The organism is Saccharothrix sp. S26 (genome assembly GCF_021390395.1).
Lineage (GTDB): Bacteria > Actinomycetota > Actinomycetes > Mycobacteriales > Pseudonocardiaceae > Actinosynnema.
Genome location: NZ_JAJUWT010000025.1, coordinates 54,602 through 70,081, shown reverse-complemented (window position 1 = coordinate 70,081; position 15,480 = coordinate 54,602). Strand labels below are relative to the sequence as shown.

The window sequence follows — 15,480 nt, the reverse complement described above, 5'->3', positions numbered from 1 at the left end:
GTAACCGGACCGCCGCTACGCCTTCTCCAGGTACTCCGCGCGCTCGTCGTCCAGCAGCCCCGCCACCAAGCCGGCCAGCCCGGGGTGCGCGGTCAGCTCCGGGTCCGCCTCCACGACCCGCTGCGCGACCACCCGTGCCTCGGCGATCACGTCCTCGTCGCGCAGCAGCGACAGCATCTTCAGCCCCGACCGCTTGCCGGACTGGGCCGCGCCGAGGATGTCGCCCTCGCGCCGCAGCTCCAGGTCGAGCTGCGCCAGCTCGAAGCCATCCAAAGTGGACTCGACGGCCCGCAGCCGTTCCATCGTGGAGGTGCCGTCGGGCATCTCGGTCACCAGCAGGCACAGCCCCGGCGCGCTGCCCCGGCCGACCCGACCGCGCAGCTGGTGCAACTGGCTCACGCCGAACCGGTCCGCGTCCATGATCACCATGACGGTGGCGTTGGGCACGTTCACGCCGACCTCGACGACGGTCGTGGCGACGAGCACCTGCACCTCGTTCGCCGCGAACGCCCGCATCACGGCGTCCTTGTCCTCCGGGGCCAGCCTGCCGTGCAGGATGTCGATCCGCAGCCCGCGCAACGGCCCCTCGGCCAGCTTGTTCGCCACGTCCACCACGGCCAGGGGCGGCCTGCGGTCCGAGCCGTCGCCCTTGCCCGACCCCTCCTTCGGGGGAGCCTCCGCGTCGTCCTCCGCCGCGCCGTCGCCGATGCGCGGGCACACCACGTACACCTGGTGGCCCTTGCCGACCTCCTCGTGGATCCGCTGCCACGCCCGGTCCAGCCACCCCGGCTTCGACGCCACCGGCACCACGGACGTGCTGATCGGCGAACGACCGCGCGGCAGCTCGCGCAGCGCGGACACCTCCAGGTCGCCGTACACCGTCATCGCCACCGTGCGCGGGATCGGTGTGGCCGTCATCACCAGCACGTGCGGCGTCGACCCGCCCGCGCGCCCGCTCAGCGCGGCCCGCTGCTCCACGCCGAACCGGTGCTGCTCGTCCACCACGACCAGCCCCAGGTCGGCGAACTCCACCTTGTCCTGGATCAACGCGTGCGTGCCGACCACGATCCCGGCCTCACCGGACACGATCTCCAGCAGCGCCCGCTTGCGCGCCGCCGTGCCCATCGACCCGGTCAGCAACGTCACCCGCGTGGCGTGCTCGGCCCCGCCCAGCTCACCCGCCTGCCCGAGGTCGCCGAGCAGCTCCCGCAACGACCGCGCGTGCTGCGCGGCCAGCACCTCGGTCGGCGCGAGCATCGCCGCCTGCCGCCCCGCGTCCACGACCTGCAACATCGCCCGCAACGCGACCATCGTGTTGTGCGTGACGATGAAGTGGTCGGTCACGTAGAGCTGGTCGGGGTGCGCGATGGAGATGCACTGCACCGGCTTGCGCCCCACGTGCTCGACCCGGCGGATAGCACGCACCGGTTCCGCGTGCTCCGTCCGCTTCGCCACCAGCTCGGCTTTGCGCGCGAGCCGGAACGGCGGGAAGTCGATCGGCAGCCGCAGGCTGACCTGGTGGTGAGTGTTCCCCCCCTTGGTCACCTGCCGGACCCGACCGGTGCCGCCCAGGGACTCCGCCAGCCATCCGACCTGTTCGGCGAGCCTCGCCGAAGCCGACTCGAAGGTCACGTTCGACCCGTGCGCGCGGTCCGGGGTCCCGTCGGTGTCCAGCAGGCCCTGCAAGAGGGCGTGCCGGTCCTTCACCGGCGCGACGAGGTACGACTCGGGCACGAACTTCGCGTGCGAGCGGTGGCCGTGCACGCCCAGTTCGCGCAGGGCGGCGAGCAACGGGTTGCGCCCGCGCTCGCAGCCCACGACGTACCAGTCGTCCGGGCGGCTCGCCGGCGACTTCCACAACTCGCAGCCGGCGGGCAGGGCTTCGGCGAGGCCGTCGACGAGTTCCCGGTCCGCGCTCGTGAACGTGACCCGCCCGTCGAGCAGGCTGCCGTCGCCGAGCAGCAGGCCCAACAGGTACGGGTCCACCGGCCGGTCTTCGTGGCAGTCGAGTTCCGCGGCCGCAGCGGTCGGGAGGTGCCACTTGGGCGCGCCGTCGGCGGTCACCAGGTCGTCCCGGATCTCCCGGAGGGTCAGCACCTCCAGCGGGTTGTCGCGGTCCCGCCGAACATCCGTGTTGACCGCCCACAGGTGCTCCAGGTCGCATTCGACGCCGGTGCCGTCGGAGAGGACGACCCGGTAGACCTCGCGCTCGCCCTGCGGGAAGACGCCGGTGACCACCGTCACCTCGCCGTCGGCCGCGATGACCTCGTCACCCGGCCGGATCTCGCCCATCAGCCGGAACCCCGTCGGGGTCAGCACCTTGGCGTCGAGCGGTTGCGCCTTGCCCGAGCCCACCTCCCCCTGGAGCAGGCGGTTCATCGGGTGCTCGCCGGACAGGTCGCGGGCGATCTGGTCGCCGACCTCGCGCTGCCCCGCCGTCAGCTCGAACGGCAGCCGGGCGTCGAACGCGTCGCGCACGAGACCGGGCCGGGGCGGGCACGCGGGCGCGGGACGGGCCGTGGCCGAACGGCGGCGCTGCGCCAGCGTCAGCTGCACCGCCATCGCCTCGTCCCACTTCAACCGCTGCTGGGCCACCGCGATCGCCGCCCAGCCGTCCGGCCGGTGGATGTCGCGCAACGCCCGCTCCAGCCCGATCAGGCCCCGCTCGGCGCGCAGCGACTCCGGCAACGGGTCCTCCGCCACGCCGTCCCACACCGCGAGCACCTGCTCGACGCAGTTGGAGACGTTCCAGGACTGGATGCCCTGCGCCGCCGGGTAGACCGGGATCAACGCGCCCGCGAAGTCCGCCGCCGCGACGTCCTCGCCGTCGAGCACCTGGTAGTCGGGGTGGGCGAGCTGGAGCTTGCCGTTGAACATGCCGACCTTGCCCGCGAACATCGCCTCGCGCCCGGGCAGCAGCTCCCGCTCGACCTTGCGCGAGCCGCGCCCGAAGAACACCAGGTGCAGGTCGCTGCTGCCGTCGGTGATCACGGCCTCCAGCAGCTCGCCGCTGCGCGACTTCATCCGCCGCTGCCGCGCGCTCTTCACCCGCGCCTGCACGGTGACGTGCTCGCCCAGCTCCAGCCCGGCGATCTCGGTCAGCTTGCCGCGCTCGTCGTAGCGGCGCGGGTAGTGGCGCAGCAGCTCACCGACGGTGGTCAGGCCGAGGCCCGCCTCCAGTGCGTCGGCGCTCTTCTTGCCGAGCACCGACACCAGCTTCTCGTCGAAGGTCGTCATCGCGGCCTATTCAACTACTCCACACCGACAGTGAGCAGGGCGTCACGCTGCCCGCCCTCGTAGGCGGCCAGCTCCACCTCGGGGTGGGCGACGCGCAGGTGATCTTCCAGCACCCGCTCCACCCCGGCCGGGGCGGCCCGCCCCAGCAGCACGGTGACCAGCTCGCCGCCGCTGGCGAGCATCCGGTCGACCACCCGGCACGCCAGCGCGCCCACGTCGGCGTCACCGGGCTCGATCACCACGACCTCGCCGTCCACCATGCCGAGCAGGTCGCCGGGGCGGCACCGGCCGACCCACGTGATGGCCTCCCGGTCCGACACCGCGACCTCGCCGCGCCGGGTCGCCGCGGCGGCCTCCGCCATCGCGACCACGTCGTCGCCTGCGCGCCGGGACGGCGAGTGCACGGCCAGCGCCGCCAGCGCCTGCACCGGGGAGAACGTCGGCACGACCACGACGTCCTGACCGGCGGCGACGGCCTGCGTGACGGCGTCGTCCAGCGGTTGCCGCCAGGTCGGGTCGCCGGGCAGCACGGTCACCTGCCGCGCCCGCGTGCTCACCACCACGGCCAGCAGGTCGGCCGCCGTGACCTCGTCGCCGGGCTGGAACACCACCGCGCCCTCCGACCGGAACAGCTCGGCCGCGCCGTCGCCCTCGACCAGCACGACGATGGCCCGGTCGCGCACGAACCGGGGCGCCTGGGCGGCGATCTGGTCGGCGAACCGGGCCACCGTGATGCGGTGCGGCCGACCGGCCCGGATGCCCGCCTCGACGGCCGCGCCGATGTCGTTGCAGTGCACGTGCACGGTCCACAGCCCCGCGCCGTCGCCGACCACGGACACGCAGTCGCCGACGGCCGCCAGCTCGTCCTTGAGCGCCTCCACGTCCGGCGAGCCGTCCAGCAGGTACATGACCTCGTACTCGAACTCCGCCGACCCGGCCTCGCGCGCGGTCGTCAGCGACTCGCGCGGCACGGAGCCCGCCACCGGCACGGCCTCGACCGCCCGCCCGGTGATCACCGCCGCCAGCGTGTCCAGCAGCACGACCAGCCCGCGCCCGCCCGCGTCGACCACGCCCGCCCTGGCCAGCACGGCCAGGTGGCGCGGCGTGTCGGCCAACGCCTCGGCCCCCGCCTTCGCGGCCACCGTGACGACCTCGTCCAGCTCGTCGGACGCGCAGTCGCGGGCCGCCTCGGCCGCCGCGTGCAGCACGGACAGCACGGTGCCCGGCACGGGCTTCGACACCGCGGCCGTGGCCAGCTCGTCGGCCCGCCACAACGCCCGCCGCAGGGCCGCGCCGGACGCCGTGGAAGCGCCCTGCGCGGCCTCCGCCAAGCCGCGCAGCACCTGGGAGAGGATCACCCCGGAGTTGCCCCGCGCCCCGGCCAGCGCACCGCGCGCGAGCGCGCCCAGCGCCGCCCCGACCGTGTCCACGGGTGTCCTGAGCAGGGCGTCCAGCGCCGAGCGCATGGTCTGCAGCAGGTTGGTCCCGGTGTCGCCGTCCGGCACGGGGAAGACGTTGATGCGGTCGATGGCCTCGCGGTTGGCGTCCAGGGACCGAACGCAGGCGTCCGCCCACTGGCGCACCGCGACCGCATCGAGAGCCTGCATGCCGGCGAGGGTATTCGACCCGGTTTGGAGGCAGAACGCGCCACCGGCTACCCTGTCCAGGTTGCCATGCCCGGCTGAGGCTTGTGCACGCTTGCGCGCCCGCCGGGGCGTGAGTACCGCTGAAGAAACCTTAAGGAGTGGCTGACGTGGCTGCCGTGTGCGACGTCTGTGGCAAGGGGCCGGGCTTCGGCAAGTCGGTCTCGCACTCCCACCGGCGCACCAACCGCCGGTGGAACCCGAACATTCAGACCGTGCGCGCGAAGGTTTCCTCTTCGACGCGGCAGCGGCTGAACGTGTGCACCTCGTGCCTGAAGGCGGGCAAGGTGGTGCGCGGCTGACACCCCGCGCCTGAGCTTGTCGAAGGCCCCTGGGATCCGTTCCCGGGGGCCTTTCGGCGTCCGGGGGTCACGAGTGGAAGACGTCGGCCTTCCAGTCGGCCACCCAGCGGCCGTCGCCGAAGTCGAGCGCCGCCTTGCACTTGTACGTGTCGCCGTCGCACCACAGCCCGGTCACGCCGACCGGGTCCGGCGCTTGCGCCCGGTCCTGGTGGTAGACGTTGACGCTCCACCGCGCGACCCACCGCCCGTCGCCGTAGCGGAGGTTCGCGGTGCACTTGTAGGTGTCGCCGTCGCACTGCAGCCGCGTGACCGGCACCATGGCCCGCGTCTCCGCGCGGCTGTGGTGGACGTTCACGCCCCAGTCGGCCACCCACTGGCCGTCACCGAAGTCGAGCGCGGCCGTGCACTTGTACGTGTCACCGTCGCACCACAGCCCGGTCACGGGCACGGGGTCGGCGGCCGCCGAGCCCGCGAACACCAGTGCCGAAACCGCTGCCGTCAGCGCGACGAGCGCGTTCTTGAGTCTCATGCGCTCGACGTTCGCAGCGCGACCGGGGCGTGCGACAGCCAGGTCATCCCGTGGTGCGGCGATTCACCGGCGGGGCTGAACGGCGCCCTCACCGCGGGTCACCGGAGGTGACTAGGGCAGCTTCCAGTCGATGGGCTCCGCGCCCTGCTTCACCAGCAGCTCGTTGGCCTTGCTGAACGGCCGCGAGCCGAAGAAGCCGCCCGCCGCCGACAACGGGCTCGGGTGCACCGACTCCACGCAGCGGTCGGCGCCCAGCAGCGGCTTGAGGGCACGGGCCTGGCTGCCCCACAGGATCGCGACCAGCGGCGCGTCCCGCTCGGCCAGCGCCTTGATGGCCTGCTCGGTCACCGGCTCCCAGCCCTTGTTGCGGTGGGAGTTCGACTTGCCCGGCTGGACCGTCAGGGCTCGGTTGAGCAGCAGCACGCCCTGCTCGGTCCACGGGGTGAGGTCACCGGTGGACGGCTTGGGGTGGCCCAGGTCCGACATGTACTCGGTGTAGATGTTGACCAGGCTCTTCGGGATCGGCCGGGTCTCCGGCGACACCGAGAAGCTCAGGCCGACCGCGTGCCCCGGCGTGGGGTAGGGATCCTGGCCGACGATCAGCACCTTCACCGAGTGGAACGGCTGCTGGAACGCCCGCAGCACGTTCTCCCCGGCCGGCAGGTAGGTGCGCCCGGCGGCGACCTCCGCCCGCAGGAACTCGCCCATCGCGGCGATGCGGTCGGCCACGGGCGCGAGTGCCGCGGCCCAGCCGGCTTCCATGATCTCCTCAAGCGGACGTGCCACGGCCGGACCCTATCTCAGTCCAGGCGGCGCAGTTCCTTGCGGTACAGCAAAATGTTGTCCACGTACTTGTCCACCGCGAACTGCCACGCGCCGTCCGGCACGACGTACCCCTCGCGCACGCGGGCCGGCACGCCGAGCGCCATCGACCGCGCCGGCACGTGCCCCTCGAACGACACCACCGCGCCCGCGCCGACGATCGCGCCGGTCTCCACCACGGCCCCGTTGAGCACCACCGAGCCCGAGGCGATCAGGCAGCGGTCGGCGATGGTCGCGCCCTCGATGTGCACGTTGTGCCCGACGACGCACTCCGCGCCGATCAACGCCGGGTGCACCTCGGTGCAGTGCACGACCGTGCCGTCCTGGATCGACGTCCGGGCGCCGACCTCGATGCGCCCGTAGTCGCCGCGCAGCACGGCTCGCGGCCACACCGAGGCGTGGGGGCCGATCCGCACGTCGCCGATCACCGTCGCGTCGGGGTGCACGTAGGCGTCCGGGTGGATCACCGGCTCGAAGTCACCCAACGCGTAGATCGCCACCGCGGTCCTCCCGGCCTCAGAGATCCTTCGCGAAGCAAAGGCTTTCCGGATGATGCCGGTAGACGCCGAAGTTGTCGATGCGCGCGTATCCATTGGCCTGGTACAACCCGATCGCCTCCGGTTGGCGCAACCCGGTCTCCAGCACCATCCGCTTGCGCCCGGCCTCCCGTGCCGCCGCTTCCAGCGAGGCCAGCACGAGCCGCGCCAGCCCGCGCCCGCGCAGGGCCTCCGCCACGTACATGCGCTTGATCTCGGCGTCGCCGGGGCGCAACGGGTGCTCGTCCTCGTCGTGCGCGCGCCAGCCGCCGCACGCGACCGGCACGCCGTCGACGTAGCCGACCACGAAGTGCCCCAGCGGCGCGGCGAACTCGGTCGGGTCGACCGGCGTGACGTCGACCTCGCCGTAGCGGTCGAGGTAGACCTGCTGGATGTCGGAGATCAACTTCACCGAGTCTGGATGGTCATACGCGAGCGTGCATAGTTCCACACTCGCCAGGCTACCTACCGCCAGTGCTCCCAGCCAGGGGGTTTCTCGTACGCACGGCCGTCGACGGTCACACCGCTGCCGTGCCGGACCGTGCCGATGGTGCGCCAGCCCTCGGGCACGGCCGCCGGCTCGGGGAACGTCGCCGCCAGCGCGTGATCCTCGCCACCGGTCAACGCCCAGTGCCGGGCGTCCGCGCCGAGCGCCGCGGCGACGTCGATCAGCCGCGGGTGGACCTCCAGCAGCTCGGTGCGGATGTCGATGCCGATGCCCGACTCGTCGGCGATGTGGCCCAGGTCGGCCAGCAGGCCGTCGGAGACGTCGATCATCGCCGTGGCGCCCGCCGCGGCGGCCTGGGGCCCGGCGGCGTAAGGCGGTTCGGGGTTCCGCTGCGCGCCGACGACCGCGACCGGCGACCGGAAACCGCGCTGCAACACGGCCAACCCGCCCGCCGCCCAGCCCAGCCGCCCGCACACCGCGACGACGTCACCCACCTGCGCGCCGGACCGGGTGACCGGCTCCAGCCCGCCCATGTCACCCATCGCCGTAACGGAGATCACCAGTGTCGCGGACGACACCATGTCGCCGCCCACCACGCCCGCGCCCGCGACGGCCGCCTCCTGCCACAGGCCGGCGGTGATGCCCTCGACCACCGAGGAGGGCGTGTCGGAGGGGCACGCGAGGCCGATCAGCAGGGCCGTCGGCAGCGCGCCCATGGCCACCACGTCGGCCAGGTTCACGGCCGCCGCCTTGCGTCCCACCTGCTCGGGAGACGACCAGTCGAGTCTGAAGTGGACACCTTCGACCAGCACGTCGGTGGACACCACCACGCGGCCGTCGGGCGCCGCGACGACAGCCGCGTCGTCACCCGGCCCGAGCAGGGTGGTGGGCGGCTGCGTCCGACCTGCCGTCACCCGGCGGATGAGACCGAACTCACCCACCTCAGCGACCGTGTCCGCGTTGCGCGGCGGCTCCGGACGCAAGATTGCCTCCCGTTCTGAGCATTCGGAACCCCAACTGGGGTACGTTGCTGTGCACGTTCCTACCCCGACCTAACCTGTCGCGACGAAGGGGCACGCCGTGGTGCACGCATACATCCTCATCCAGACCGAGGTCGGGAAGGCAGCCGCCGTTGCGGCGGAGATCTCCGGCATCCCCGGTGTGGCCACCGCGGAGGACGTCACCGGCCCGTACGACGTCATCGTCCGCGCGGAGGCCGACACCGTCGACCAGTTGGGGCAGCTCGTGGTCGCCCGCATCCAGAACGTGGAGGGCATCACCCGAACGCTGACCTGCCCGGTGGTCCACCTGTAGGGCCGTGCTGTCATAACGGGGTGGCACCGCAACCGTCACCCGCCCCGCCGCTGCCCCGCCCGCTGCTGATCGTGGCCGTCGGGCTCACCGGCCTGCTCGTGGCCGGGGTCGCGGCCGTCGGCCTGCTGCTCGGCGGCGAGGAGAAGGCACCCGGCCCGCACACCGGGCCGCTGGCGCTCGTGCCGGTGCCCGCGCCGAAGGCCGGGTCCGGCGAGTGCGAGGCGCTGCTGCCCGCGCTGCCGGGGCAACTGGTGTCCAACGGCGTCGCGTTGCCGCGCCGCGACCTGGCCTCACCCGCGCCCGCCGGTGCGGTGGCGTGGGGCGACGAGTGGCACGAGCCGGTCGTGCTGCGGTGCGGGCTGGACCGTCCCGGTGACCTCACCCCGACCTCCCAGCTGCGGGTGATCTCGGACGTGCAGTGGCTGGAGGTGTCCGAGGGTGGTTCGGCCACCTGGTACGTCGTGGACCGGCCGGTCTACGTGGCGCTGACCGTGCCGTCGGACGCGGGAACGGGGCCCTTGCAGGACGTCTCGGCCACGATCCGAGACACCCTGGCGAAGGGCCCCGTGGACACCGCGGGTTAGCTCAGCGCAGGCCCGTGCCGCGGGCGAGCGCGGTCTCGATCAACGTGGTCAGCAGCGCCGGGTAGTCCACGCCCGTCTCGGCCCACATGCGCGGGTACATCGAGATCGGCGTGAAGCCGGGCATCGTGTTGACCTCGTTGACCACGAGCTCGTCGTAGTCGGTGACGAAGAAGTCGACCCGGGCCAGGCCCTGGCAGTCCAGCGCGCGGAACGCGGCCACGGCCATCTCGCGCAGGTCGCGGGTGACGTGGGCGTCGAGCTTGGCCGGGATGTCGAACTCGCACACATCGTCGAGGTACTTGGCGTCGAAGTCGTACCAGTCGACCTCGCCGCCGACGATGCGCAGCTCGGCGGGCAGCGACGCCTCGACCCGGCCGTCCGGGAACTCCAGCACGCCGCACTCGACCTCGCGGCCGGACACGGCGGCCTCGATGATCACCTTCGGGTCGGTCTTGCGGGCCAGCGCGATCGCGCTGTCCAGGTGGGCCCAGTCCACGACCTTCGAGATGCCCACCGACGACCCGGCGCGGGCCGGCTTGACGAAGACCGGCAGCCCCAGGCGTTCGCGGTCCTGCTCGGACAGGGTTTCCTGGTCGCGGCGCAGCACCGCGAACTCGCCGACCGGCAGGCCCGCGCCCTTGAGCAGGCGCTTGGTGAACTCCTTGTCCATGGCGACCGCGCTGGCCAGCACACCCGGTCCCACGTACGGGATGTCGGCCAGCTCCAGCAGGCCCTGGATCGTGCCGTCCTCGCCCCACGCGCCGTGCAGCACGGGGAACACGACCTCCACGTCGGCCAGCACCTCGGTGGGCGCCACCGGCACCAGCTCGCTGCCGGACACGGGGACCAGCGCGTTGACGGTGGGCAACCGCCGGTCCCGCACTTCGAGCGCCTTGGTGTCGTCGGCGCCGATCACCCACGCGCCCGTCTCGGTGATGCCGACCGGCACGACGTCGAACCGGTCCCGGTCCAGGTGGGGCAGGACACTGCCGGCGGACAGGCAGGAGACCATGTGCTCGCTGCTGCGCCCGCCGAACACCACGGCGACCTTGGTCTTGCGCTGTGTCATGGCTCGGACCCTACCCGGATGGCGTAACCCCCGACCTCCAGCGCACACCCGAGCGTGGAACCCGGGGGTCGTGAGCGTTCGACACACCCGACCTGAACGTAGGACTCGCGCGAGAGTCCTACGTTCAGGTCGCGAGAGTCCTACGTTCAGGACCCCCGAGTTCAACGCTCAGGACGGTCGCGCGCGGGTGGCGAGGATGCGGATCAAGGCGGGGATGGCGGCCGTCAACTGGTCGCGGGAGCAGGCGCTGTAGCCGATCGCGGCACCGTGCACCCGCGGCCGGCCGGCGTGGTGGCGGGCCAGGCCGTCCAGCCGCAGCCCGCGCTCGTGCGCCTCGGCCAGCACGTCGCGCTCCGCCTGCGCCGACGGCAGCGGCACGACGATGTGCGCGCCCGCGTCGTCACCCAGCACGGGGATCCCGGCGTCGCCGAACGCCGCCGACAGCAGCGCCCGCCGCTCGGACAGCTCACGCCGCAGCTTGCGCAGGTGCCTGCCCAGGTCGCCGTTGCGCGCCAGCTCCACCAGCACCCGCTGCCCCGCCGCGGACGGGCTCGTGCCGGTCCGGTCCCGGTGCGCCAGCACGTCGGCCGCGATCGGCTCCGGCGCCACCATCCACCCCGCGCCCAACGTCGGCGTGAGGATCTTGCTCGTCGTCCCCAGGTGCACCACCACGTCCGGCGCCAACGCCGCCAGCAACGGCAACGGGGCCACGTCGTAGCGCAGCTCGCCGTCGTAGTCGTCCTCGACGACCAGCCACCCCTCCGCCCGGGCCCGTTCCACCAGCGCCACCCGCCGCGCCGCCGACATCCGACCGCCCATCGGGTACTGGTGCGCCGGCGAGCAGTACACCCCGCGCACGCCCGGCGGCACGGCCTCCACCAGCAACCCCTCGGCGTCCACGGGCGCCTGCACGACCTTCACCCCGGCCGACCGCAACGCCCACACCGCCCGCTGGTACCCCGGCTCCTCCACCGCCACCGCGTCACCGGGCCGCAGCACGGCCGCGCCCAGCTCCACCAACGCCGCCGTCGTGCCACCGGTGGCCAGCACCAGCTCCTCCCGCAACCCGCCGCGCACCGCCAACCCCCGGTGCCGCAACAGGTGTTCGGCGACCACCGCCCGGTACTCCGGCAACCCGCCCCGGGCCGGCCGGAACATCGGCTGCACGTCCGCCGCCGCGCGCCACGCCCGCCGCCACGCCGCCCGGTCCAACCCCTCGGCCCACGGCGCGCCGGGCGCGAGGTCCACCACGTCCTCGGCCGCGACCGGTGCCGCCGCACGCCGTGCCCGCGCCTTCAACGCGCCCGGCGGCGTGGTCGTCACGTACGTCCCCGACCCGTGCCGCCCGGCGATCCAGCCCTCGGCGTGCAACTGCTCGTATGCTGCCGCCGTCACGGTCCGGCTCACGCCCAGCCGCTCGGCCAGCGCCCGCGTCGAGGGCAGCCGGTCGCCGCTGCGCAACCGGCCGTCGGCCGCCGCCGCGCGCAGGGCGTCCGCGAGCTGCACGGCCAGCGGTTCGGCCGACTCGCGGTCCAACACCACCGCCAACGCCGTCTCCGCCACAGTGGCCTCCTCAAATCGCCAAGAATTGGCACTTGAAGGAGGCCACTTTACCGGACAGGCTCATCCCATGACGTTGTCACCGACGGACCGCAGCACCATCAAGCGCGGCCGCAACCGGGCCGTGACCGAACGCGAGGCGCTGCACGCGGTCCTCGACGCCGCCCTCGTCTGCCACCTGGCCGTCGTCGTGGACGGCGCGCCGCTCGTGCTGCCCACCGGCTACGGCCGCGACGGCGACACGCTCTACCTGCACGGCTCCACCGGCGCGCGCAGCCTGCGCGAAGCCGCGACCGGCGTGCCCGTGTGCGTCGGCGTCACGATCCTGGACGGCGTCGTCTACGCCCGCTCGGCGTTCGACCACTCGGTGAACTACCGCGCCGCCGTCGTCCACGGCACCGCCGTCCCCGTCACCGACCCCGACGCCAAGCTGCACGGCCTGCGCGTGCTCACCGAGCACATCGCGCCCGGCTCGTGGGACTACGCCCGGCCACCCACACCGAAGGAGCTGGCCGCCACCGCCGTCCTGTCCCTCGACCTCGCCGAGGCGTCGGTGAAGATCCGCAGCGGCCCGCCCGGCGACGAGCCCGAGGACGTCGCCGCCAACGCCCGCTGGGCGGGCGTGCTGCCGCTGCGCACGGTGTGGGGCGAGCCCGAGCCGGACCCGGCGCTGGTCGGCGACTGGGACGTGCCGCCGCACGTCACCGCGCGGAGGTAGTCCCCGACAGCGGGTCGAACCGGACCGGCCGCACGGTGCGCCCGCCGCCGCGGAACACGTGGATCGTGACGGCGGGGTCGCCACCGTCGTTGCGCACCTGGTGCGCGTACCCCGGCCCGAACACGCGCGACTGCCCGGCCACGAGGTGGTGCAGCACCTGGGTCGGGCCGGGCGTGACGACCTCCGTCAGCGAGCCGCTGACCACGGTGAACGCGCCACTGGTGACGCCGTGGTCGTGCAGGTCGGCGTGCTGGCCGGGCAACCAGCTCATCAGCCACACCTCCTGCTCGTCGGTGGCCTCGACCAGGGCGGCGAAGCGGGTGTCGGGGTCGTAGCGGAGCAGGTGGGCCCAGCGCTCGCGCCGCGCCGCCGTGTCGAGCGCGATCCGCACGGGGTGCAGCGCGGCGTGCGACTGGGGCAGGGCGATGGTGTTCTCCGGAACGGCGAACATGGTTCCTTCTCGGGACTCGGTGAGGTGCGGGCCTCACGGGCCCGCGGGACGCGAGACGATCACCGGGAAGGACAGAGCGCGCTGGCGACCAGGCGCAGGTCGATGTGACCCCGCCCGTCGGTCATGGCGCGAAAAGACATGGTGACGAGGGTGGCAGCCGCCCGGCCGCCACGCAACCCCTCCCACGCAATGGACCCGTCAGAGTGACCGCAGCACGTCCTCGACCAGGTCGGCGGTGTCCTCGCACCCCGCGGACAGCCGGACCAGGCCCTCGGGCACCGGGTCGCCCCACTGCGCCCGCCGGTCCAGGCTCGTGTGCAAACCGCCGAAACTGGTGCTCGCGAACACCAGCCTCGACCGCTCCAGGAACGCCGCCACCGCGTCGGCACCGGCGAGCTCGAACGTCAGCACCCCGCCGAACCGCCGCATCTGCTTCGCCGCCACCTCGTGCGCGGGGTCCTCCGGCGCACCCGGCCACCGCAGCCCCGTCACGGCCGGGTGGGCCTTCAGCACGTCGTACAACGCCGCCGCGTTCGCCGCCTGCCTGCTCAACCGCAGGTCCAGCGTGCCCAGGCCCCGGTGCGCCAGCCACGCCTCGAACGGCCCGGGGATCGCGCCACCGGTCGTCCGCGCCGCACGCACCCGTTCCGCCAGGTCGGGGTCCGCCGTGGACACGTGCCCCAGCAGCACGTCGCTGTGCCCGGCCACGGCCTTCGTGTCGCTGCTCAGCACCGCGTCCGCGCCCAACGCCAGCGGCCGCTGCCCCAACGGCGTCGCGGTCGTGTTGTCCACCGCCACCAACGCCCCGGCCGCGTGCGCCGCCGAAGCCAACGCCGTGATGTCGCACACGTCCAGCCCGGGGTTGGACGGCGACTCCAACAACACCAGCCGCACGCCCTCGAACGACGGGTACGGCCCGGCCGTCGGCGCCTCCACCACCTCCACCGGCATCTCCGCGACCAGCGTGCGGGTCAGGTAGTAGCCGTCGCTGGGCAGCACGACCACGTCACCGGGCGCGAGCACCACCCGCAGGAACGTCGAGATCGCCGCCATGCCGGACGGGAACAGCACGGCCGGGCCCCCGTCCAGCTCGCCCAGCGCCGCCTCCAACGCCCGCCACGTCGGGTTGTGCACCCGCCCGTACGTGTCCGCGCCACCCAGGTGGTACGCCGACGCGAACACGGGCCCGGCCAGGAACGGCTCACCCGGCACGGCCGCCGTCGAGTGCACCACCCGCGTGCCGTCGCCCCACTCGCCGTCGGTCACTGCCGTTCCGCCTTCCGCTCGCGCCCGAGCAGCGCCGCCGTGAGCACGCGCGGGTCCAACCCTTCGTGGCACACCTGGTGCACCCCGTCCGTGATCGGCATGTCCACCCCGACCCGGGCCGCCAGCTCCCGGATCGACGAGCACGACTTCACGCCCTCGGCGACCTGCCCGTGCGCCGCTTCCTGCGCCTGCGCCAGCGAGTCACCGCGCCCCAACCGCTCCCCGAACGACCGGTTGCGCGACAGCGGCGAGGCGCACGTGGCCACCAGGTCGCCCAACCCCGCCAACCCGGCGAACGTCAACGGGTCCGCGCCCAGCGCCGCGCCCAACCGCGCCGTCTCCGCGAGCCCGCGCGTGATGATCGAGGCCATCGTGTTGTCCCCGAACCCCAGGCCCGCCGCCATGCCGCACGCCAACGCGATCACGTTCTTGCACGCGCCGCCCAGCTCGCAGCCCACCACGTCGACGTTGGTGTAGGGCCGGAAGTACGAGTTCGAGCACGCGTGCTGCAACCGCACCGCCCGGTCGTGGTCGGTGCACGCGATGACCGTGGCGGTGGGCTGCTCGGCCGCGATCTCCTTGGCCAGGTTCGGCCCGGACACCACCGCGACCTGGTCCTCCGGCACCCCGGCGACCTCGCGGATCACCTCGCTCATCCGCTTCAACGTGCCCAGCTCGACCCCCTTGGCCAGGCTGACCAGCGTCGCACCGGCGGGCAGCCACGGCCGCCACCCGCCCAGGTTCTCCCGCAACGTCTGGCTGGGCACCGCCAGCACCACGGCCCCCGCACCGTCCAACGCCTTCTCCGCGTCCGACGTGGCGCCCAGGTTCGCGGGCAGCGTCACGCCCGGCAGGTAGTCGGCGTTGACCCGCTCCTTGGAGATGGCGTCGGCCACGTCGGCGCGCCGCGCCCACAGCACCACGTCCGTGCCGGAGTCGGCGAGCACCTTGGCGAAAGCGGTGCCCCACGACCCGGCGCCCAGCACCGCGACCCGGTCCAC

At 73.3% G+C, this 15,480-nt stretch carries 15 protein-coding genes and 2 pseudogenes; 4 read left to right on the top strand and 13 right to left on the bottom strand.

Annotated elements, in window-relative coordinates:
- Positions 1-15: 15 nt before the first annotated feature.
- The 3 genes and pseudogenes from LZG04_RS43175 to LZG04_RS33550 form a co-directional block, all read right to left on the bottom strand.
- Positions 16-1,716 (bottom strand): annotated as a pseudogene (locus LZG04_RS43175) (helicase-related protein); the annotation flags it as partial.
- Between the two features lie 1,014 nt (positions 1,717-2,730).
- Positions 2,731-3,237 (bottom strand): annotated as a pseudogene (locus tag LZG04_RS43170) (OB-fold nucleic acid binding domain-containing protein); the annotation flags it as partial.
- A 14-nt stretch (positions 3,238-3,251) separates the two neighbouring features.
- Positions 3,252-4,844 (bottom strand): DAK2 domain-containing protein, encoded by a 1,593-nt coding sequence (locus tag LZG04_RS33550; RefSeq protein ID WP_233824732.1) that lies wholly within the window; start codon positions 4,842-4,844, stop codon positions 3,252-3,254.
- A gap of 146 nt (positions 4,845-4,990) precedes the next feature.
- Here LZG04_RS33550 and rpmB point away from each other — a divergent pair, with 146 nt between their 5' ends.
- A complete protein-coding gene (gene rpmB / locus LZG04_RS33545; RefSeq protein ID WP_073891577.1) occupies positions 4,991-5,182 on the top strand; it encodes a 50S ribosomal protein L28 in 192 nt (63 codons plus the stop codon).
- A gap of 67 nt (positions 5,183-5,249) precedes the next feature.
- Here rpmB and LZG04_RS33540 read toward each other — a convergent pair whose 3' ends face one another.
- The 5 genes from LZG04_RS33540 to LZG04_RS33520 form a co-directional block, all read right to left on the bottom strand.
- Positions 5,250-5,711, bottom strand: coding sequence for a hypothetical protein (locus LZG04_RS33540; protein WP_233824730.1), 462 nt, complete (start codon positions 5,709-5,711; stop codon positions 5,250-5,252).
- A gap of 111 nt (positions 5,712-5,822) precedes the next feature.
- On the bottom strand, positions 5,823-6,497 hold the full coding sequence (locus LZG04_RS33535; RefSeq protein WP_308199619.1) for a uracil-DNA glycosylase: 675 nt from the start codon (positions 6,495-6,497) through the stop codon (positions 5,823-5,825).
- A 14-nt stretch (positions 6,498-6,511) separates the two neighbouring features.
- Positions 6,512-7,033: a gamma carbonic anhydrase family protein gene (locus LZG04_RS33530; RefSeq protein ID WP_233824728.1), complete on the bottom strand. Its 522-nt coding sequence runs from the start codon at positions 7,031-7,033 to the stop codon at positions 6,512-6,514.
- Between the two features lie 16 nt (positions 7,034-7,049).
- The gene (locus LZG04_RS33525; protein WP_374202942.1) at positions 7,050-7,481 is read right to left on the bottom strand and encodes a GNAT family N-acetyltransferase; all 432 of its coding nucleotides are present in this window, start codon (positions 7,479-7,481) and stop codon (positions 7,050-7,052) included.
- A gap of 53 nt (positions 7,482-7,534) precedes the next feature.
- A complete protein-coding gene (locus LZG04_RS33520; RefSeq protein WP_233824724.1) occupies positions 7,535-8,500 on the bottom strand; it encodes a thiamine-phosphate kinase in 966 nt (321 codons plus the stop codon).
- A 97-nt stretch (positions 8,501-8,597) separates the two neighbouring features.
- Between LZG04_RS33520 and LZG04_RS33515 the strand changes: the two genes are divergently transcribed.
- Together LZG04_RS33515 and LZG04_RS33510 are read left to right on the top strand one after the other, a co-directional pair.
- The gene (locus LZG04_RS33515) at positions 8,598-8,831 is read left to right on the top strand and encodes an Lrp/AsnC family transcriptional regulator (protein ID WP_015104517.1); all 234 of its coding nucleotides are present in this window, start codon (positions 8,598-8,600) and stop codon (positions 8,829-8,831) included.
- A gap of 20 nt (positions 8,832-8,851) precedes the next feature.
- On the top strand, positions 8,852-9,415 hold the full coding sequence (locus tag LZG04_RS33510; protein ID WP_233824722.1) for a DUF3515 domain-containing protein: 564 nt from the start codon (positions 8,852-8,854) through the stop codon (positions 9,413-9,415).
- A 1-nt stretch (position 9,416) separates the two neighbouring features.
- Here the strand turns inward: LZG04_RS33510 and LZG04_RS33505 are convergent, their stop codons facing one another.
- Complete coding sequence (locus LZG04_RS33505; RefSeq protein ID WP_233824720.1) at positions 9,417-10,484, bottom strand: D-alanine--D-alanine ligase family protein; 1,068 nt, start codon at positions 10,482-10,484, stop codon at positions 9,417-9,419.
- A 168-nt stretch (positions 10,485-10,652) separates the two neighbouring features.
- Positions 10,653-12,047, bottom strand: coding sequence for a PLP-dependent aminotransferase family protein (locus LZG04_RS33500; RefSeq protein ID WP_233824718.1), 1,395 nt, complete (start codon positions 12,045-12,047; stop codon positions 10,653-10,655).
- A gap of 67 nt (positions 12,048-12,114) precedes the next feature.
- On the opposite strand from LZG04_RS33500, the gene LZG04_RS33495 reads away from it, so the two are divergent.
- Positions 12,115-12,762, top strand: a complete 648-nt coding sequence (locus LZG04_RS33495) for a pyridoxamine 5'-phosphate oxidase family protein (protein WP_233824716.1) — start codon at positions 12,115-12,117, stop codon at positions 12,760-12,762.
- On the opposite strand, the gene LZG04_RS33490 is transcribed toward LZG04_RS33495, so the two are convergent.
- From LZG04_RS33490 to LZG04_RS33480, 3 genes are all read right to left on the bottom strand, one after another.
- Entirely contained in the window at positions 12,746-13,213 is a 468-nt protein-coding gene (locus tag LZG04_RS33490; protein WP_233824714.1) for a cysteine dioxygenase family protein, read from the bottom strand. The genes LZG04_RS33495 and LZG04_RS33490 overlap by 17 nt on opposite strands.
- Before the next feature lie 198 nt (positions 13,214-13,411).
- Positions 13,412-14,479, bottom strand: coding sequence for a cystathionine gamma-lyase (locus tag LZG04_RS33485; protein ID WP_233824712.1), 1,068 nt, complete (start codon positions 14,477-14,479; stop codon positions 13,412-13,414).
- A complete protein-coding gene (locus LZG04_RS33480) occupies positions 14,476-15,480 on the bottom strand; it encodes an NAD(P)H-dependent glycerol-3-phosphate dehydrogenase (protein WP_233824710.1) in 1,005 nt (334 codons plus the stop codon). The genes LZG04_RS33485 and LZG04_RS33480 overlap by 4 nt, the downstream gene beginning before the upstream one ends.

Coding starts and splice junctions, on each gene's coding strand:
- LZG04_RS33550 (WP_233824732.1), bottom strand. CDS start 4,844: ATGCAGGCTCTCGATGCGGTCGCGGTGCGCCAGTGGGCGGACGCCTGC.
- LZG04_RS33540 (WP_233824730.1), bottom strand. CDS start 5,711: ATGAGACTCAAGAACGCGCTCGTCGCGCTGACGGCAGCGGTTTCGGCA.
- LZG04_RS33505 (WP_233824720.1), bottom strand. CDS start 10,484: ATGACACAGCGCAAGACCAAGGTCGCCGTGGTGTTCGGCGGGCGCAGC.
- LZG04_RS33495 (WP_233824716.1), top strand. CDS start 12,115: ATGACGTTGTCACCGACGGACCGCAGCACCATCAAGCGCGGCCGCAAC.
- LZG04_RS33490 (WP_233824714.1), bottom strand. CDS start 13,213: ATGTTCGCCGTTCCGGAGAACACCATCGCCCTGCCCCAGTCGCACGCC.